The organism is Rhodanobacter sp. Soil_C_14, assembly GCF_057657335.1.
Genome location: NZ_JBDGIQ010000004.1, coordinates 313,668 through 331,902, shown reverse-complemented (window position 1 = coordinate 331,902; position 18,235 = coordinate 313,668). Strand labels below are relative to the sequence as shown.

The 18,235-nt window shown below is 67.1% G+C and carries 14 protein-coding genes; 7 read left to right on the top strand and 7 right to left on the bottom strand.

All coding sequences use genetic code 11. From position 1 onward, the window contains the following. The first annotated feature begins 135 nt into the window (after positions 1-135). From AC3A56_RS12155 to AC3A56_RS12140, 4 genes are all read left to right on the top strand, one after another. Positions 136-1,155 carry a hypothetical protein gene (locus AC3A56_RS12155; protein ID WP_487770498.1) on the top strand — a complete coding sequence of 340 codons (1,020 nt, stop codon included), beginning with the start codon at positions 136-138 and terminating at the stop codon, positions 1,153-1,155. 48 nt (positions 1,156-1,203) lie between these two features. Next, on the top strand, positions 1,204-2,490 hold the full coding sequence (locus AC3A56_RS12150) for a lipase family protein (protein WP_487770497.1): 1,287 nt from the start codon (positions 1,204-1,206) through the stop codon (positions 2,488-2,490). 5 nt (positions 2,491-2,495) lie between these two features. Further along, positions 2,496-3,092 (top strand): hypothetical protein, encoded by a 597-nt coding sequence (locus tag AC3A56_RS12145; RefSeq protein WP_487770496.1) that lies wholly within the window; start codon positions 2,496-2,498, stop codon positions 3,090-3,092. A 97-nt stretch (positions 3,093-3,189) separates the two neighbouring features. Further along, positions 3,190-3,813 (top strand): glutathione S-transferase family protein, encoded by a 624-nt coding sequence (locus AC3A56_RS12140; RefSeq protein ID WP_487770495.1) that lies wholly within the window; start codon positions 3,190-3,192, stop codon positions 3,811-3,813. 43 nt (positions 3,814-3,856) lie between these two features. On the opposite strand, the gene AC3A56_RS12135 is transcribed toward AC3A56_RS12140, so the two are convergent. Next, a complete protein-coding gene (locus AC3A56_RS12135; RefSeq protein ID WP_204108957.1) occupies positions 3,857-4,687 on the bottom strand; it encodes a pepsin/retropepsin-like aspartic protease family protein in 831 nt (276 codons plus the stop codon). 114 nt (positions 4,688-4,801) lie between these two features. On the opposite strand from AC3A56_RS12135, the gene AC3A56_RS12130 reads away from it, so the two are divergent. Further along, entirely contained in the window at positions 4,802-5,746 is a 945-nt protein-coding gene (locus AC3A56_RS12130) for a LysR family transcriptional regulator (RefSeq protein WP_487770494.1), read from the top strand. Here AC3A56_RS12130 and AC3A56_RS12125 read toward each other — a convergent pair. The 6 genes from AC3A56_RS12125 to AC3A56_RS12100 all read right to left on the bottom strand — a co-directional run bounded on the left by AC3A56_RS12125 (position 5,730) and on the right by AC3A56_RS12100 (position 16,501). After that, positions 5,730-6,767 (bottom strand): DUF1176 domain-containing protein, encoded by a 1,038-nt coding sequence (locus AC3A56_RS12125; protein ID WP_487770493.1) that lies wholly within the window; start codon positions 6,765-6,767, stop codon positions 5,730-5,732. The genes AC3A56_RS12130 and AC3A56_RS12125 overlap by 17 nt on opposite strands. A gap of 94 nt (positions 6,768-6,861) precedes the next feature. Continuing rightward, a complete protein-coding gene (locus AC3A56_RS12120) occupies positions 6,862-8,163 on the bottom strand; it encodes an MFS transporter (RefSeq protein ID WP_487770492.1) in 1,302 nt (433 codons plus the stop codon). Beyond that, on the bottom strand, positions 8,160-9,728 hold the full coding sequence (locus tag AC3A56_RS12115) for a glycoside hydrolase family 30 protein (protein WP_487770491.1): 1,569 nt from the start codon (positions 9,726-9,728) through the stop codon (positions 8,160-8,162). Before AC3A56_RS12115 ends, AC3A56_RS12120 begins: the two co-directional genes overlap by 4 nt. 48 nt (positions 9,729-9,776) lie before the next feature. Next, positions 9,777-12,296: a glycoside hydrolase family 3 protein gene (locus AC3A56_RS12110; protein ID WP_487770490.1), complete on the bottom strand. Its 2,520-nt coding sequence runs from the start codon at positions 12,294-12,296 to the stop codon at positions 9,777-9,779. Positions 12,297-12,500: 204 nt separating this feature from the next. Continuing rightward, a complete protein-coding gene (locus AC3A56_RS12105; RefSeq protein ID WP_487770489.1) occupies positions 12,501-15,428 on the bottom strand; it encodes a TonB-dependent receptor in 2,928 nt (975 codons plus the stop codon). Positions 15,429-15,661: 233 nt separating this feature from the next. Next, positions 15,662-16,501, bottom strand: coding sequence for an endonuclease/exonuclease/phosphatase family protein (locus AC3A56_RS12100; protein WP_487770488.1), 840 nt, complete (start codon positions 16,499-16,501; stop codon positions 15,662-15,664). A 248-nt stretch (positions 16,502-16,749) separates the two neighbouring features. Between AC3A56_RS12100 and AC3A56_RS12095 the strand changes: the two genes are divergently transcribed. Both AC3A56_RS12095 and AC3A56_RS12090 read left to right on the top strand, forming a co-directional pair. Then, positions 16,750-17,721 (top strand): DUF2268 domain-containing putative Zn-dependent protease, encoded by a 972-nt coding sequence (locus AC3A56_RS12095; protein ID WP_487770487.1) that lies wholly within the window; start codon positions 16,750-16,752, stop codon positions 17,719-17,721. Between the two features lie 151 nt (positions 17,722-17,872). Further along, the gene (locus AC3A56_RS12090; protein ID WP_487770486.1) at positions 17,873-18,220 is read left to right on the top strand and encodes a YciI family protein; all 348 of its coding nucleotides are present in this window, start codon (positions 17,873-17,875) and stop codon (positions 18,218-18,220) included. Positions 18,221-18,235: the final 15 nt, after the last annotated feature.

The window sequence follows — 18,235 nt, the reverse complement described above, 5'->3', positions numbered from 1 at the left end:
GATGATGCCGCAAGCGCCGCCTCGCGTCGAAAAATCCGCGTGCCCTCGCCGCCCCCGCCCGGCCGCCTTGGCAGGACCCGCGCCCGTGCTAATCTCCCGCGGAACAGCCGCCAGTACCCACCGCAGGGAGGCGAGATGCGTCCACGGCCTGAGCCCTCGAAGATCGACTCCACCCATCGCCCGCTGGCGATGACGCCGCCGCCTGCCTCGGCACGGGCAGTGCCCGGGCGAAGCTGGCGAACCCTGGGCAAGCTGCTGATCGTCTGCCTGCTGGTCACAGGCTGCCAACCCGACATGGCCGGCGACGGCGGGAGTACAGGAATGTTCGGACTCTTCAAGAAGAAAGCCGAGGCGCTGCCCTCGACGGTGGCGCCCGAGCTGCACGCGCAGCTCAAGCGCGAGACAAGCTTCCCGCAGCAGACCGCAGCTGCCGATCAAGGCTGCACCGAGGCACGCGTGGACGGCACGCCGCCGGATGCGCGTTTCGTGTCCCCCGATTTTACCGGCTCGGTCCATGACGCCTTCCGCGTCACGAGCCGGCCGGGCTTGCCGGCGCTGGCCATCGTCAATGGCGCCGGCGAGGTGCGGCTGCCGCAGTTCTGGGAACTGGCCTCCGACGCCACGCCGACCTTCGTACGCAACATTCCCGTCCAGCTCGATCCTGCGCAGGGCAGCTGGATCACCGCCAGCGCGCGCGACGTCGGCTGCCTGCCGGGGCCATGGCTGGCCCTGGGCCTGGGCTATTCGACCAGTCGCCCGTCCGAATACGTCGCCCTCTACAACCGGGAGACCCATCAGGTCCGGAAAATTGCCGACGCCGTCTCCGCGGGGTATTCCGTCTATGACGGCCCGTCAAGCCATGCCGACAGCCTGCTCGAAACGCGCAGCGCCGGACCCGATCGGGCGCTGCTGCTGTACCACACGGATCAGCTGCGCCTGCGCGCCGAGGTCTACGTACGCAAGTACGACCACATCATGCTGTTCTCGCCACACCATCCGCAGGGCCTCGAAGTCATCAAACTCGGCCTCGACGACGGCAACGTGATCGACTGGACCGTCATCGACAAGACGCTGTGGCTCCGCACCCGGGATCGGCGCAACGACAAGCAACCCGATGGCATGGTCTGGTCACTGGATCTTTCAGCCGTGTTCTGACCGCGCCACTTTCCACGCAACGAATCACCAGACTCAAGGAGGGGGAACATGGCGGATTTCGCACTGGCACCGACCGAGGCAGCCAACATTGCCCTCAATGCCTATTTCGCATTGAAGGACTGGTCGCTGAAGCAGCCGACGGCAGGCGTCGAATCTCGTGGCAACCTGCAGGACCTGGTCCTGGGCTCGGGCAAGACTCGGGGCGACTTTCCCGCCAACAGCTCGGTCGGAAAGAGTTTCCCCGGCGCACAGCTGGGCCAGGTGTTCAGCGGCAACACCGGCTGGAATACCGCGTCGGGCTTCGGCTACGTGTTGCACTTCGAGCGGTTCGGGCAGCGCCACGCCGTCATCGCCGTCCGCGGCACGCGTCCCGAACTGGGCTGGTATGACATCGGCACGGATTTCCGCTTCGCCCATACCGGTTTCGGCGACTTCGGCCGGGTGCACAAGGGTTTTGCCAACGCGTTCGGCAGCATCCTGCCGCAGCTGCAGCGCGAACAGGGCGCGATCCTGGCGGCCGACGTCATCCATTGCATCGGCCACAGCCTGGGCGGCGCCATCGCGACCCTGATCGCCGGTCACTACGCCGCGCTGAATCGTCCCGTCCGGCTGTACACCTTCGGCAGCCCGCGCGTGGGTTATCGCGATGCGCACCAGGCGTTCGAGCGGCGCATCGGCAAGGAAAACATCTTCCGCACCGCGCACAACCGCGATCCGATCACGATGATCGCCACCTATCCCTACAAGCATGTGCTGGCGCCCTATACCGAGCCGAACAACTTCACGCTGGAGTCTCCCAGCTCCAGCATTGCGCTGGCCAACCACGACATGTACGCCTACGCAAACACCATCCGCGACGCCAGGAACTGGAGCGACGTGCGCGGCATGGCCGCGTCCTGCGACCACTCCAACAGCAAGCTGGCGCAGGCGCTGATGGCTGATTCCAGCATGAGCTGGTTCAAGAAGCTCACCCTCAACACGCTGGCCGCCCTGCTGACCCTGTTCGAGGACGTGCTGCGCGTGGCCGCCCGCGGCTTCTACGACGCGGTCACCGGCGTCGACGTGATCGCGGCCGTCATCTGCGACGGCGTGAAGATGATCGGCGAAGTGGGTGAGCGCCTGAAGTACCTGCTGCGGCTGGCCGCGCGCTGGGCCGAGATCCACGTGGCCAACGAGGCGGCGCTCACCGACGCGGTGATCCGCGCGATCCTGCAGGCGATGACGTCCCGCATCAACCAGGTCGGCATCGCGGCCCTGCAGCGCGCCGCCTCGCTGCTGCGGCCGGCGCCGCTGCTGCTTGCCGGCAGCCTGCTGATTTCGGCCTCGGCGCTGTGACCACGATGGATCGCCGCGAGTTTTCCTGGTTGCTGCTGCACGCCAATGCCCTGCCGATGCTGGCGATGCAGCAGGCGATGGACGAAATTCGCGACAGCATGGCGCATGCCCCGCCGCCCGCGGACGACGGACTGACCGAGGCGCAGCGCGAAGAACAGTCGCGCATCGCGATGAACGAGCTGGCCGACCGCATCGAAGCCGATCCCGAACTGGCGGCGCTGACCGTCTTCAACTTCGCCGCACCGGCGATGTCCGACGAGGAGATCGACCGGCTGGAGCAGCAATCGCGCGACGAAGACGCCGCCGCGAAGCAGGCCATGGCCGAGCTGGACGATCTGCCCGACGGCCCGCTGGACATCGGCAGCTTCCTCGCGCGCGCCTATGCGAAGCCGTTGCCCGCCGCCCGCGTCGATGCCGCCTTCGCCCGTGCCGACGTGCCGGCGCTGCGTTCGGCGATCGCGCAGTTGCCCGGCGACCTGCCGCCGCTGACCGCTCCCATGGATGGCGCCGGCATGGCGCGCTGGCTGGCATTCTTCCGCACGGAAGACCCGCAGTGCGAGGCGCTGGTGTTCGAGGTCAGCCGTCTCGACGACGGCGACTGACGCACCATCCCGATTCCGTCCTCCGGCGCGTGTCGAATTTCCGACGCGCCATTCGTCGTCATCCCGAAACGCCCACGGGCATCATCGGGAGACACGCATGAAGTTGTACTGGTCGGATGTGCTGGCGCCGCGCAAGGCCTGCGCCGTGGCGAAATACCTGCAATCGCCGCTGGACTACGTCTACCTCGACCTCGGTCGCGGCGAGCACAAGACAGCGGAATATCTCGCGCTCAACCCCAACGGCAAGGTGCCGACCCTGGTCGACGGCTCGCGCGTGCTGTGGGAGGCCGACGCGATCATCTGCCACCTCGCGGCCCGCAGCGATTCGGAACTGTGGCCCCAGGACGCCCGCCAGATCGACGTGATCCGCTGGTTCAGCTGGAGCGCCCAGCACTTCACCGCGCAGGCCGGCGCACTGTATTTCGAGTACATCATCAAGCCGCGTTTCGGCATCGGCGAGGCCGATCCGGTCGAGACAGAGCGCGCCACCGACGCGTGGCGCCAGCACGCCGCCGTGCTGGACGGCCATCTGCGCGATCGCCGCTGGCTGGTCGGCGACACGCTGACCCTGGCCGACTTCGCCGTGGCCGTCGCCCTGCCCCACGCCGACGACGCGCACATCCCGCTGCAGGACTTCCCCGCGATCCGGCGCTGGCACGACCGCATGAACGAACTCGACGCCTGGCGCGAACCCTTCCCCGAGCCCGCCCTGAGCGAATGAACCCTGGCGTCGCCCCCGGGAGGCGTCACGGCTGCAAGCACGCTCAGAGCTTGCCCTGGGCAATCCACAAGCGTCCGGACTGCAGATCCAGGGTGATCACCTTGTCACGCAGGAAGGGCATGCCCAGGTTGCCATCCAGGATCATGTCCGGCGTGAACGCTGCGCCGGTAGCGCGCAGTCCCGCGGCGACTGGGAAGTCGGCTTGCTGCGGCCCCTCGATCGCGGGGTCGAGGCCGAACAGCGCCGCGTAGGGACGCGACACCAGAAGCGTTCCGCCATTGCCCGTGTCCAGCTCGAACCACAGCATGCCGTTGGGCGTGGACACGCCCATGGAAGCCGCCAGAGCATGTCCCTGCACTTCGCGCGACAGCAACACCGGCAGTTCCCGGGCGACCGCGATGCGCTGCTGCAGGCTGGATGGCGATTCGATGATCAGGCGCCGGCCGGGCAGGTCGACCGTGATGGTCTTGCCCGCAAAAAGATCCAGTGCGATCGAACCCGCCACCGGCTTGGCATCCCTGGCCACCAGCGACGCCACGTCGAAGACCAGGGTCACGGGCGCACGCAACACCTGGCCGTCCATGTGGAAGTCCACGTTGTCACAGCGAGGTGCATCCAGCCGGTCTCCCATCATCCGGAAACCGCTGAGTCGCCCCCACGGCTTGCAGCCGGCCGCCTTGGCGAAGGAAGGCGAAAGCAGGGTGATGCCACCGGCGGTATCCAGCAGGAACAGGCCGTCATGGCCGTTCACCGTCGCATGCACGGCCACCGTCTTGCGATAGCTCTCAAGTTTGAACACGGCTTCCGGCCGGGCTGCGTGGGCGACCGTGCCGAACAGCAGCAGGCTGGCCAGGATCATGATGCGTCGTTGCATGAAGGCTCCGGGTGATGACTGCGGGAAGTCCGCCAGCCATGGCACTTTATCCGACGCGATGGCCCGCCTAATCTGGACTTCCCGAAACCAGTATTCAGTCGCGCTGAACAATCCATGGATCGCCTGCAGAGCATGTTGTATTTCTCGCGCGTGGTCGCGCTGAAGAGCTTCCGTCGCGCCGCCGCCGAACTGGGCATGTCGGCCGCCACGGTGACCATGCACGTGCGCCGGCTCGAGCAGACGCTGGGCGTGCGCCTGCTCGACCGCAACACCCGATCGCTGAAGTTGACCGAGGACGGGGTGATCTATCTCGGGCACTGTCGTCAGGTGCTCGACGACATCCGGCAGATGGAAACCCTGCTGGGTTCACACGGCAAGACGCTGCGTGGCGTGCTGCGGGCGGACGTGCCGATGATCCTGGGACGGCGGATCATCGCCCCGCAGTTGCAGGTGTTCCTGCGCCAGCATCCACAGCTCACCCTTCAGCTGACCATGGAAAATCGCTCCAACGACCTGATCGGCCGCGACTGGGATTGCGCGATCCGCATCGGCGAACTGCCGGACTCCTCGCTGCTCGCCCGGCAACTGGGCACCATGCGCTGGATCACCTGCGCCGCGCCCGATTACCTGGAACGCGCCGGAACGCCGCAGTCGCCGGAGGACCTGGCCCGGCACAACTGCCTCGGCTTCATGCCGGTAGGCCAACGCACACCGGCACCCTGGCAGTTTCTTCGCGATGGCGAGGTCGCCGCCATGCTGGTTCACGGCAACCTGAGCATGGACTCGCTGGACCCGCTGCTGGAAGCCGCGGCCGCCGGCGCCGGCATCGTCCAGGTCGACGAGCTGGCCGCCCGCGACCTGCTGGTGCAGCGTCGGTTGCGCCAGGTGCTGGCAGGCTTCGCGACCGACGGACCGCCGATCATGCTGATCGCCAACAGTGGCCGGCAGATGCCGGCCAAGGTGCGCGCATTCGGCGACTTCGTCGCCAGGCTGCTGAGCCGATCCGATGACCCGGAACCTGCGCGGGGCGGTGGCGCCTCCGTCAGCGGATCGCGGTGACCAGGATCGGCAGCTCCCAGGCGCCGCCGGGCGTCACCTGTTTGCACATGCCGGAGCTGGACAGTGCCGTCTGCACGAATTGCCGGCCATCCCAGGTCCATCGCTCGGAGGACAGGCAATCGCCCAGGCCACGCCCCTTCTGGCTGGACTCGATACCGCCATCGGCATAGCCGGAGCCGTCCGTGGTGACCAGCACCGGCGCGAAGGGCGGTTGGGCGTGGATGACCCAGTAGGCATAGCCCTCGTTGTAGGCGGCCTGCCAGCACATGACCGAGACCAGCCAGTGCCCGTCGTCGAGTCGCGCCGCCTCGAAGGAAAGCTCGTCCGGCCTGGCCTCGAACAGGTTCGCGCAATCGTCCGCGCTGGTGGTGGCGGCAAGCTGCTTCTGCAGCGAGGCCGCCTGCCGCTGGAGGACGGGCGAAGGCGTGGTGGCGTGGTCCAGGACCTTCGCCGCATGCACCAGCGGCATCGGCTGCGCCGCCGGCACCTGCTGCTCGTCGTGCGGACCCTTCCTGACCAGTGCGCCCCGGGTGCCGATGCGTCCCTGCGCATCATCCATCTTCAGCAACACCGCACTGGCGCCGTCGCCGGACAGATGCCAGCTGTCACCGCCAGCGAGAAACTCGATCCGGCTGTGCCGGGACAGCGATGCGAACAGCTCCGCCACCTGTTCTCCGGAAAGCTGGCCGATCGCGGTCTCGTGACTGACCGACACGGTGCCCACGGCCTTGCCATCGATGCGCATCTGCAAGATCGCCGGATCGGGCAGCCGCTCGAGCATCGCCACATCGTCATCGCCGTACTGGCCAAGCATCAGTTGGCCGGCCACCGTCGTGCCCGGCCCCGCCTTGCGCGTCAACAGCACCGAGACGGCGTGGGCGTCATCGTCCGTCTGGTAGCCGGCAGCGCGACAGGTTCCGGTGTTGTCGCAGGCGATCTCCCAATCGCCGTGCTGGAACTGGACTCCCGGCCGGCTCGGGCTGGTGGGGCCGGCGTGTGCCGTCATCACAAAGAGGGCCACTGCGAGAAATCCGTATCGCCTCATGATGCATTCCTGTCGGGAGTTGATGGGTTGATCCGCGATTGCCGCGATCTTTCCCTATGCGGCGTGTCACTCAAGTCACTCGCTCGCCCGCAGCCACACGAACCGCGGTCACGTCGGCCGGTTCGGGATGGATGGCCAGACGCAGCCGGCCTCCGCTCCGCAACAGCCGCAGGTGCCGGTGCCTGACCAGGTAGGTCACCGCCACGGCCGCTGCGGCCACGCCGGCCAGCGCGCCCACTCCCAGCGCCCAGCGTGCGCCGAAGCGGTCGACCACCCAGCCGACCAGCGGCGCGCCGATCGGGGTGCCGCCCATCACCACCGCAATCCGCAACGCCAGCACCCGGCCACGCATGCCGCGTTCGGTGGTGAGCTGCATCATGGAATTGCTGGCGGTCATGAAGGTGAGCGCGGCCACGCCCACGAAGAACAGCACGCCGGCGAACAGGAGCGGACCCGGCATCACCGCTGCCAGCGCCAGGGTGAGGCCGAACGCCGCCGCGGCACCGCCCATCAGCACCATGCCGGGCAGTTCGCGACGGGCCGAAAGCAGCGCCCCGCACATGGTGCCCGCGGCCATCGACGAGGTCAGCAGGCCGTACTGGCTGGCGTCGCCGTGGAACACCGTCACCGACATGGTCGAAATGTAGATGGCGAAGTTGAAACCGAACGTGCCGAGCAGGAACAGCATCACCAGCACGGCCATCAGGTCCGGCCGTCGCCCCACGTAGCGAAACCCCGCGAGCAGGCTGCCGCGCGTGCTGGCAGGCCGCGCCTCGGCATGCAGCTCGTCCACCCGCAGCATCCACAGCGACACCATCACCGCGGCGTACGAACCCGCGTTGATCAGGAACAGCCAGCCCTCGCCGACCGCGGCAATCAGCACGCCGGCCACCGCCGGCCCCAGCATGCGGGCGGCGTTGAACGAGGCGGAGTTCAGCGCCACCGCGTTGGCCAGGTCATCGTCGGTGACCAAGTCCGACACGAAGGCCTGCCGTGCCGGCGCGTCGAACGCGGTAACGATGCCCAGCAGCAGGGCAAAGCTGTACACCTGCCACAACTGCACCACGCCGGTGATGGTGACCAGCCCCAGCCCCAGTGCCAGCAGGCCCGAAACCGCCTGGGTGAACAGCAGCAGCTTGCGGCGATCCAGGTGGTCGGCGGCCAGCCCGGTCAGCGGCAGCAACAGCAGCGGCGGGCCGAACTGCAGCGCCATCACGGTGCCTACCGCGGTGGCGTTGTGGTGGGTCAGCACGGTGAGCACCAGCCAGTCCTGGCCCACCCGCTGCATCCACGTGCCCACGTTGGACACCAGGGCACCGGCGGCCCACAGCCGATAGTTATGACTGCGCAGCGCATGGAACATGCCGCTCATGGCTTGCCGCTCGGGCGTGGGGAAGTGTCGGCGGCCGGCGCGGCGATCGTTGCGGCGGTCGGCGCATCCGCGCCATCGCGCGCCCAGACAAACGTTGCCACGCTGCTGGCGGGCAGGTCGTACTCGAAGCGCAGCGCGCCCTGCCGCACCGACAGGCGGTTGGTCTGGGTGTTGCCGTTGACCGCCACCAGCACCACCGAGCCGTCATCCGGATTCTGGAAGGCCACTTCGTGCACGCCCGCGTTGGTGTTGCCGGACTTCACCCGCACCGCGCCCGGCAACACGAACCGGCTGAAATGGGCGAACGCGTAATACTCGTCATTACGGCTGATCGCGCCCGTGGTGGAATCGATGGTGACCACGCCCTTGCACTCGTCGCAGCCGCCCGCGTGGGGGCCATGGTTTTCGTCCAGCGCCAGGTTCCAGTAGACCACGCCCCGCGCCCAGTTCTTCACTCCCATCATCACGATGTTGCGCGCAAACAGCAGCAGCTCGCCGTTGCGCGCGGACGGCCAATCGCCACCCGAGCACTCGGTGAGATAGGCGTCCTTGCGGGGAAACGCGCGGTGCACCGTGGTCTGCGCACTCGGGTCGCCGCTGTAGCAATGCCAGGCGATGCCCGCGAGATAGCGTTGCGCATCGGGATCGGCCAGCACGCTCAGCGGCTGGTCCGGCGCATCCCAGTTGTGGTCCCAGCCCAGGATCACCGTTTCCGGCTTGCGCCCTGCCAGGGCGGGGCCGAGATACTTGCCGATGATGCGGGCGCGCGCATCGGCGGGCAGCGTCATGCCCGGGTACGTCAGCGGTTCGAACGCGGGCTCGTTCTGCACGGTCAGCGCGAAGATCGGTATGCCGGCACCCTGGAACGCGTCCACGAAGTGCACCAGGTAGTTCGCATAGGTCGCCTCCCAGGATTCCAGCAAGGTGCCGCTGATCAGGTTGGCGCTGCTCTTCATCCACGCCGGCGCACTCCATGGCGAGGCGATGATCAGCGCGCCGGGCTGGATGACCAGGATGTCGTGCAGTACCGGAATCACGTTGCGCTGGTCCACGGCGACATTGAAATGCTGCAGGTCGGGATCGACCTCGCCGGCGGGCATGTCGTCCGGGCTGTAGTGCTGCAGCGAGAAATCCGAGGCGCCGATGGTGATGCGCAACATGTTGAAGTTGAGCCCCGGCGGCGGACCGAACAGCTCCTGCAGCAAGGCGCTGCGCTGCGAAGGGCTGAGCCGGTTCTGGATCAGCCACGCCGACGAATCGCTGAGCGCCGCCCCGAAGCCGGCCATGGTCTGGTACTTCCGGTCGAGGTCGATGACGACATCGGCCTCGCCGGCACCGGCGGCCTGCGGATGTGCGAACGTGTCGGACTGCGCCGCCAGCTGCAGGCGGCGATCCGCCGTGCTCAGCCACACGTGGACCCGCGGGCCGGTGAGCGCAAGCACCTTGCCCGTGGTCCCCGCGAACAGGCCCGGGCGCGGCCAGTCCATCGCCGCCAGCGCCACCAGTGTCAGCAGCACCACCGACAGCAGGGGCGTCCAGCGACCCACCCCCGAAGCTTCATCCATGGCGCGATCGCTTGCCCTGGACGGATCGGTGCACTCCCGGTTCGGCGCTCATCGCGCCACCGTCCCGGGACAGATCGCCTCTGCGGCGCCGGCGCTGCCCGCCGCGATCCGCACATTCGCGAACGCGGCCGAGAACGGTGGCGCGGCGAGCACGCCGAACGGCACGTCGACATGGGCAAGGTCCGCGCCGGGCCGGATGAAGCACTGCAACGGGATGGACACCGCATGCCGCTGGCCCGTCTTGTACGCTGCGAACATCGCGCTGACATCCACCGTCCGCGTGCAGCCCTCGCCGCAGCCCATGTAGATCGTGACCGGACCACGTGCCGGCGTGCCGATCACCAGGTCGAACTGCAACGCGGCATGGGTGGCCAGCAGCGGCATCAGATCGGTCGGCTGCGGACTCTGCGCGAAGAACCGGCCGGGCCCGTGCCAGGTGATCGACTTCGCATCCTGCTGCGTGTTGACCTGCACCGTGCGCAGGCTGAAAACAGGCTGGTCCGCAGGCCACTCGATCACCGCATTCAGATCAGCGCCCACCGCCTGCACCTTCTTGCCGTCACGGCCCGCGCCCAGGTACAGCGCAAAGGGCGACTGCGCCAGCGTGTGGAAGATCGGCAGTGTTGAGCTGCTGGCGCAAGTCATGACCTCGGCATGCAGCGGCAGCGCCGGCAGCTCGTGGTGGGCGCGATAGTGCAGGCCGTAGCCACGCCCGAACAGCCAGTTCGCCGCCTGGTCGTCGCCCGCGTACGGGCACGGCACGCCCGGCCACGGCATCGACAGCGTGCCGGTGAAATCGAACGCGGGCTTGCCCTGCCCGTCGGCGAACAGCAGGTCGGCGATGCCTTCGCCTTCCGAGCCAGGCAGCCAGCCGGCCACGAAAGCGTCGGAATGGTTGAGCAGCGCGTTGACGAAAAGCGGACGTCCGGACAGGAACACCGTCACCACCGGCTTGCCCGACGCCGCCGCCGATTTCAGCACGGCCAGATCCTCGGGGTGACGATCGCCATGGCGCAGCGTGGCCGAGGGAAGGATGTCGCCCATGGTTTCCGCGTACGGGGTTTCGCCGATCACCGCGATGATCGCGTCGAACGTCCCGGGATCCACGCCGTCGGCCGTGGCGCGGTAGCTGACGTTCGCCGCGCCGTCGGCCGCGCGGATGCCGGCCAGCACGCTGGTCGCGTTGGGGAAGTCGGCGTTGCCGTTGTCGGTGCCCTGCCAGGTCAGCGACCAGCCGCCGACCTGGTTGGCGATGGTGTCGGCGCTCTTGCCGACCACCAGCACCCTGCTGCCGCGCCTGAGCGGCAGCGCGTCGTGGTTGTTCTTCAGCAGCACCAGCGACTCGCGCACCGCGCGGCGCGCCAGCGCCCGATCCTGCAGGCGGCTCGCGTCGCCGGCCCCCGCGCGCTGCGACGGACGCTTGTCGAACGCGCCCATCACCAGCTTGGCGCGCACGATGCGGCTCACCGCATCATCGATGCGCGCCATCGGGATCTCGCCGTCCTGCACCTGGCGCGTGGTGCTGGCGATGAAGGCACGCCAGTCGTCGGGCACCATCACCATGTCGATGCCGGCCTTGATCGCCTGGGGACAACTGGCATTGCTGCAGCCGGGCAGCTGGCCGATCGCGTTCCAGTCGGACACGATGAAACCGGGGAAGACCATCTTCTCTTTCAGCGCGCCGGTCAGCAGCGCATGGGCGCCGCTCATCTTGCCGTAGTTGACCCCGTCGACCGCGTCGTCCCAGCTGTTGTACGACGCCATCACGCTGAGCACGCCCGCTTCCAGCGCGCCGACATAGCCCGCGCCGTGCACGTTGATCATGTCGCGTCGGCTCACTTTCGCCACGCCCTGGTCGGTGCCGTTGGCGGTGGCGCCATCACCGATGAAGTGCTTGGCGGTGGCCAGCACGTTGGCGTCGCCGAAATGCCCCTGCAAGCCGTCGACGTAGGCGCGAGCGTAGGCATGCACCAGCGGACCGTCGCTGGAAAAACTTTCGTAGGTGCGGCCCCAGCGCGCGTTCTGCGCCACCGCCAGCGTGGGTGCGAAGGCCCAGTCGATACCGGTGGCGCGCACGGCGCGCGCGGTGGCCGCGCCGATCTGCCGGATCAGCTCCGGGTCATGCGCCGCGCCCAGGCCGATGTTGTGGGGGAACAGCGTGGCGCCGAACACGTTGCTGTGGCCGTGCACCGCGTCCGTGCCCCAGATGAGCGGCACCTTCACCGGCGCATCGACCGCCATCGACGCGTCGTAGTAGCGATCCGCCAGCGCCAGCCAGTCCGCCGTGCCGGCGTGCTTGTTGCCCTGCGGCCACGAGCCGCCGCCGTTGAGCACCGAGCCGATGTAGAACTGGCGCACCTGGTCGGGCGTGATCGACTTGATCTCCGCCTGGGTCATCTGGCCGATCTTCTGCGCCAGGCTCATCCGCGCCACGATGTCGCGCACCCGGGCATCGAGCTGCGGGTCGGTCTTCCGGGGCGAGGCGATGTGCGGCCAGTCGGTGTAGTGCGTCGGCTTGCCCACCCCGGGCGAAGCCGTCTGCGCTGCCACCGCTCCACGGCCTGCCATCAACATCACCACGCTGGCGCAAGCCAGACCCGCCCACCGGCTACCGATCATCGGAACTCTCACTCAAATCATCAAACCTGCGCGCGATGCCAAGCCCGTGCGCCACGTACCCGTGCGAACCTCGAACCACCACCGCTTCCAATCGTCATTCCCGCCCATGCGGGAATGACGTCGGGGAGAGCTGTCCGGTTTTGCCGGCCCAGCCTACAACTTGTAGTTGATGCCAAACAGGACCGTGCGCCCCCAGGTGTCGTATTCCAGCGGCCGGGTCATCGGCACATTGTTTGGCAAGGTGGCGACCTGCACCGAGGAATCCGACGAGTTGGTGAGGTTGTTGACTTGCAGCAGCAGCGACAGTCCATTCCAGCGTCCGCTGCTGAACGCGTAGCCCAGTTGCAGGTCGGTCTGCCGGTTGGCCAGGATCTTCGTGTAGCCCAGCTGGTCGAACAGGGCCACCGCCTCGCCGGTGAACGACGAGCGATAACGTTCCGCCACGCGCACCGAGAAGCCGTAGCGCTCGTAGAACAGCGCCAGGTTCGCCACCTTGCGCGACAGACCGGGCAGGGTTTTCGGGCCACCCGGAACGGACGAAATCGACGACAGCGGAATCGAGCTGTTGGTCAGCGAGAAGTTCGCCTGCGCACCAAACCCTTCCAGCGCATGCGCCAGCAGGCCGCCTTCCAGCGCACCGGAAAGCTCCAGGCCATCCATCTTGCCGCCGGTGCCGTTTTCCGGCGTGGTGAACGAACCGATGTTGCTGGTCGGCACCAGGGTCGGCGTGTCGTTGGTGTAATTGGAGAAGTCGTAGTCCAGCACGGTCTGGTTGTAGATGTAGTTGAGCAGGTTCTTGTGGAACACCGCCGCGGCCACGTAGCTGGCGTTGCCGAAATACTTCTCCCACGACAGGTCGGTGCCGACCGCCACGTACGGGCGCAGCTGCGGGTTGCCGCCGCTGCCCGACCACAGCACCTGGCCCGCGCCGGGACCGTCGGTGATCTTCGAGACGCCGGCCGAGGTGGACACCTTCTCGTCGTCGATGCGACCACGTGCCATGGTCTTGGCCAGACCGAAGCGCAGGTACTGCCGCTCGCCGATCTCGGCCACCAGGTTCAGGCTGGGCAACACGTTGTTGTACGTCGCGCCATCCCGGATGCTGCCGACCAGGCTGTCGCCATTGGTCTGCAACGCCCGCGACGACTGGTCGGTATGCACGAACTGCACGCCCACGTTGCCGCGCAGCGGGATGTCGCCCAGGCGCGTGTCGATGTTGAACTTCACGTAGGCCAGCGGCACCTTCTCCTCGACGGAGTAGTTGCGGCTCCAGTCACCCTGCCCGTTCTTGGGCACCCGGTAGAACTGGTTGCCATACAGCGCGCCCAGCACGTTGTAGTTGAGGATGCCGGAAATGCCGCCGTAGCCCAGCGACGTGGGGTTGTACAGCAGCGAGGGATCGACCGGCGCGCTGAAGTGGTTCTGGTAGGTGTCCTGGGTCGAACCGTTGCCGTCGAGGTAAGCGAACAGCACGTCGGCATGCTTGGTCTTGGTGCGATCCGAATAAGCCACGCCGAAATCCATGTCGCTGAAGATCCAGCCCACCGCATGGCTGGCCTGCAGGCGCAGCGCGTGGATGGTGTCGTCCTGGCGGTCCAGCTCCTCGCGACCGTTGTAGCCGTAGTTGTCCGGATCGGTGAACACCATCGTGCCGGGGTCGGCCAGGTTGGCCACCGGGCGGAAGTCCGGATAGCCGAAGCCACTGGACGTGTTGAACGCGACGTCGGTGAGGGCGCCGTTCGCCAGTCCGCTGAACAGGTAGGCATCGTGCAGCTTCACTCGTGCACTGGACGAGGACAGGTCGGCCATCAGCGTCCAGTCGCCCAGGTACAGCTTGTTGTTCCAGCCGATCGAGTAGAGCTTGTCGTGTTCCTTGGTGTATTCGTTCTGCAGGATCGGCGCGACGCCGAGAATGGTGCCGCCGGTGACGATCGGCAACGGCTGGCCGGGCACGGTCTGCACGTTGTCGTAGCCGACGTTGTCGTACGGGCTGCTCGACCACTGCGCGCCGTTGGTGAACTTGCGCTTGGTGAAAGTCGAGTAGTACATGTCCAGCTTCGAATAGTAGGTGTCGTTCGGCGCCCACTCCAGCACGGTCATCAGGCCGTTGCGCTTCTGGCTCTGCGACTGCGCGCGCAGCTGCATGCCTTCCTGCGAGATCACGTTGTCCGGCATGCCCGGCGTGTGTGGACCGCCCCAGTTCTGGTCGATGCCGGCGCTGCCGTTGTCGGCGCTCCACCACCACGCCTGGTACTGCTTCTCCTGGATCGGCTGGTCGACCGTGGCGACACCGATCGCGAGACCCAGCGTGTGGTTGAAGAACTGGTCGACGTACGAAAAGCTGGCGCGATGGCCGTTGGTATCGGTGCCGGTGCCCGGATTCAGCGAGCCGTTGCTGTTGTGTTCGCCGCGCAGGTTGAACACCAAGGTGCGCCTGGACAGATCCAGCGGATTGATCGTGTGCAGGTCCACGGTGCCGGACAGGCCCTGCCCGACCAGGCTGGCATCGGGCGTCTTGTAGATGGTCACGCCGTTGATCAGCTCGGCGGGATACTGGTCGTATTCCACGCCACGGTTCTCGCCCACCGTGGCCTGTTCGCGCCCGTCCAGCGTGGTGCCGGCAAAATCCGGCGACAGGCCGCGAATGGCGATCGCGTTGGCGTGACCATCGGCGCGCTGGGTAGCCAGGCCCGACACGCGCGACAGGCTGTCGGCGATGCTGACGTCGGGCAGCTTGCCGATGTCCTCGGCGGAAATCGCCTCGACGATGTTGTTGGCGTCCTCCTTGGTCTTCATCGAGCTGGCGATGCTGCTGGCGATGCCGGTCACCACCACGCCGCTCATGTCCGTGACCGGCTGCTTCGGCTTCTTGCCGGCCTTGTCGCCGGGCTTCGCCTTGCCGTCCTGCGCCGTCGCAGCCGTGCTGACGGGCGCCGCCTGCGGCTGGGTCGTGGTGTCCTGCGCGGCGGCAGGTCCGGCGCCGGCGAAGGCAAACAATGCGACTGCACACGCGGCAGCCAGCGGACGCGGATGAAAACGGACTGGCGCGGACGCGCCACGCAATGCACGACGATGGTTCATGAAGGCCTCCCTTTTGCCCCTGGTTTTGATTTGAAGTCGCGCTGGCAGCATGACGCCGATGTTGCGCCAGGCAGCCGCCACGAATTGGCGACGCGATCACTATGCGATGCGTCGGCGGCTGAGCCTACTCCGTTTGGATCAATCGCCGGAGAGCGGGCGCGACCTTCCGTTCAAAGCACAGTCACTTCGCAAAAATTTGCGCCACCTTCGCGAAGCAGTCGCCCGGTGTGGCGCTACCGACCGAGCTCGGCGATCACGGGAAAATGATCGGAGGGATAGCGTGCGCCGTCGTGGGTGGTGATCGTGTGGACGGCGATCGCCTTGAAACCGCGGCTCAGTATCCAGTCGATGCGCTGGTCGGGGTTGCCGGTGAAATTGTGGAACGTCTTCGCCGGGCCGGAGCGCGACGCTGCCGTCATCCACGCATCCTGCAGGTCATGCGTCAACGCGGCGTGCACCGGCGTTTCGGGTGCGCAGTTGAAATCCCCGGCCAGGATCACCCGCGTGTCCGCCGGCAGCTTGCCGATCCACTGCACGATCTCCTTCGCGCTCAACATGCGCGGTCGCACATCCTCGTCGCGATACGGGAAGTGTGTGTTGAGATAGACAAAGCTGCCGCCGCCATCGCGCCGGTGAAACCGGGCCCAGGTCACCATGCGGGGAAGCGGTTGGCCCCAGGTCCGGCTACCCGGCACATCCGGCGTATCGGAAAGCCAGAAGTCGCCGGAGTGCTCCACCGTCAGGCGATCCGTGCGATAGAACACGCCCATGTGCTCGCCCTTGGTGCCACCGTCGCGCCCCTGTCCGAACCACGCGTAACCCGGCAGGTGCGCGGCAAGATACTCGCCCTGCTCCTCGGTCAGTTCCTGGGTGCCGAGCAGGTCCGGATGCTGCTCCTTGATCACCTGCACCATCAGGTCGCGGCGGTTCTCCCAGGCATTCATGCCGGTATCCGCCGGCACCCGCACATTGAACGTCATCACCCGCAGCGGCGCTTCGGCCGCGCGTCCCGGGACGCACAGGCCAAGCATCAACACGCAGGCAAACACCGAAGACCAGTGGCGCAGGTTCATCAGCCATCTCCAGAACGGAAGCGGGAAGTCGAGTCTAGCGGGATTGCCGGCCGCTGCAGCCCCTGCAAAAACCTGCGGGCAGCAACGCGGTCGCGGTTGCCATTGCGGAGGCGTCGCCAGGGAACGGACGCCGGGTCACCGTCGTCGGGTCGCCGACACGGGAAGATCGTGCGAGTCTTCGCCCTCGGGAACGGCCCGTGCCGGGCCATCAGACCACGGGACTAACGATGCGCCGATGGATATCTGCATTGCTGCTTTTTGTCGTTGCCGGCGCCGTGCCGGCAACGTCCGCCGTGAAGGCCGCACCATCGACAGCCCCCGGGCAACCGGTGGTGCGGATCGATGACGTCGCGCGTTTCTACGCCGTCTACGACAAGGCCCACGGCACGCCATCGGCTGCAGCGCTGCAGGCTGGTTATCTCGACGGCGGATCGGCGGGACTGCAGCAGTTCGTCCAGGCGCGCATCTTTTCCGCGCAGAAGCTCGCCGATGCGATCGGGAAATCACCCGGGGTTTTCCGCGATGCGCGCCAGTGCGTACCGATGCTTCCGGCGGCACGCGAGCAACTGCGCCAGGTCTTCTCCGAACTGACCCGGCTGGACCCGCAGGCCGCCCTGCCACCGGTGACCATCGTCATCGGGCGCAACAACACCGGCGGAACCACCACGCCCGAAGGCGTCACCATCGGCCTGGAAGTCGTCTGCCGATCGAACTGGCTGGACCCGGACATCGTGCAGCGGCTGGTCCACCTGATCGCCCACGAGTACGTGCACGTACAGCAGCCGGCTGCGGGAGTCGATCCGCCGGTGGATGCCACGCTGCTGTTCACCTCGCTGGTGGAAGGCGGCGCCGAGTTCATCGGCGAGCTGACTTCCGGCGAGATCACCAACAGTCATCTGAAGCGATGGACGCGAGGCAGCGAATGCCGCATCGAACGCGATTTCGAAACCGGGGCGATGGGCACCGGGATGTCCGACTGGCTCTACAACGGTGTCGGCACGCCCGAGCGGCCGGGCGATCTCGGCTACTGGGTGGGTTACCGCATCGTGCGCGCCTATTACGCGCAGGCCACGGACAAGCAGCGCGCCATCCAGGACATCCTCAATGTCGACAACAACAACGCCGCCGCCTTCCTCGAACGCAGCGGCTGGCGGTCCGACGATGACTGTCGACGTGCCGCTCGCGAGCAGCGGAAGGCATCCGCCGGAAACGGGCATTGAATCCCGTGTCCTGACCGGCAGACGGCCGCACATGCCTGTGGACAGACAGCTTTGCCGAGAATCGACGCCACGTGTCCAAATCGCCGAAGCTCGCGCGTCATGGGAATGGCGGCGCACACTGCCCGCCGATCACTCACCGTGGAGAACTCCGATGCAATATCTGTTGATGCTGTATGGAAACGAGGGCAGCTGGTCGCAGATGACCCCGGCCGAACAGGCTCAGGGCGTCGCCGCCTATGCGGCCTACACGCAGGCACTGAGGACCGGCGGCGCGCTGGTCGGCTCGAACCGCCTGCAGAACAGCACGACCGCCACCACCGTGCACGTCGCCGACGGCAAGTCGCAGGTGCTGGATGGACCGTACGTGGACTCCAAGGAACAACTGGCCGGCTATTACCTGATCGACGTGCCGGACCTGGACGCAGCGCTGGCCTGGGCCGCGCGCTGCCCCGGGGCCAGCCACGGCACGATCGAAGTGCGGCCGGTCTGGAGCATGTAGTTGGAAGCTGCGGCA

Excerpts from the sequence above, each read along its gene's own strand:
- AC3A56_RS12155 (WP_487770498.1), top strand. The coding sequence starts at position 136 with ATGCGTCCACGGCCTGAGCCCTCGAAGATCGACTCCACCCATCGCCCG.
- AC3A56_RS12150 (WP_487770497.1), top strand. The coding sequence starts at position 1,204 with ATGGCGGATTTCGCACTGGCACCGACCGAGGCAGCCAACATTGCCCTC.
- AC3A56_RS12145 (WP_487770496.1), top strand. The coding sequence starts at position 2,496 with ATGGATCGCCGCGAGTTTTCCTGGTTGCTGCTGCACGCCAATGCCCTG.
- AC3A56_RS12140 (WP_487770495.1), top strand. The coding sequence starts at position 3,190 with ATGAAGTTGTACTGGTCGGATGTGCTGGCGCCGCGCAAGGCCTGCGCC.
- AC3A56_RS12135 (WP_204108957.1), bottom strand. The coding sequence starts at position 4,687 with ATGCAACGACGCATCATGATCCTGGCCAGCCTGCTGCTGTTCGGCACG.
- AC3A56_RS12130 (WP_487770494.1), top strand. The coding sequence starts at position 4,802 with ATGGATCGCCTGCAGAGCATGTTGTATTTCTCGCGCGTGGTCGCGCTG.
- AC3A56_RS12120 (WP_487770492.1), bottom strand. The coding sequence starts at position 8,163 with ATGAGCGGCATGTTCCATGCGCTGCGCAGTCATAACTATCGGCTGTGG.
- AC3A56_RS12115 (WP_487770491.1), bottom strand. The coding sequence starts at position 9,728 with ATGGATGAAGCTTCGGGGGTGGGTCGCTGGACGCCCCTGCTGTCGGTG.
- AC3A56_RS12110 (WP_487770490.1), bottom strand. The coding sequence starts at position 12,296 with ATGGCAGGCCGTGGAGCGGTGGCAGCGCAGACGGCTTCGCCCGGGGTG.
- AC3A56_RS12105 (WP_487770489.1), bottom strand. The coding sequence starts at position 15,428 with ATGAACCATCGTCGTGCATTGCGTGGCGCGTCCGCGCCAGTCCGTTTT.
- AC3A56_RS12100 (WP_487770488.1), bottom strand. The coding sequence starts at position 16,501 with ATGAACCTGCGCCACTGGTCTTCGGTGTTTGCCTGCGTGTTGATGCTT.
- AC3A56_RS12090 (WP_487770486.1), top strand. The coding sequence starts at position 17,873 with ATGCAATATCTGTTGATGCTGTATGGAAACGAGGGCAGCTGGTCGCAG.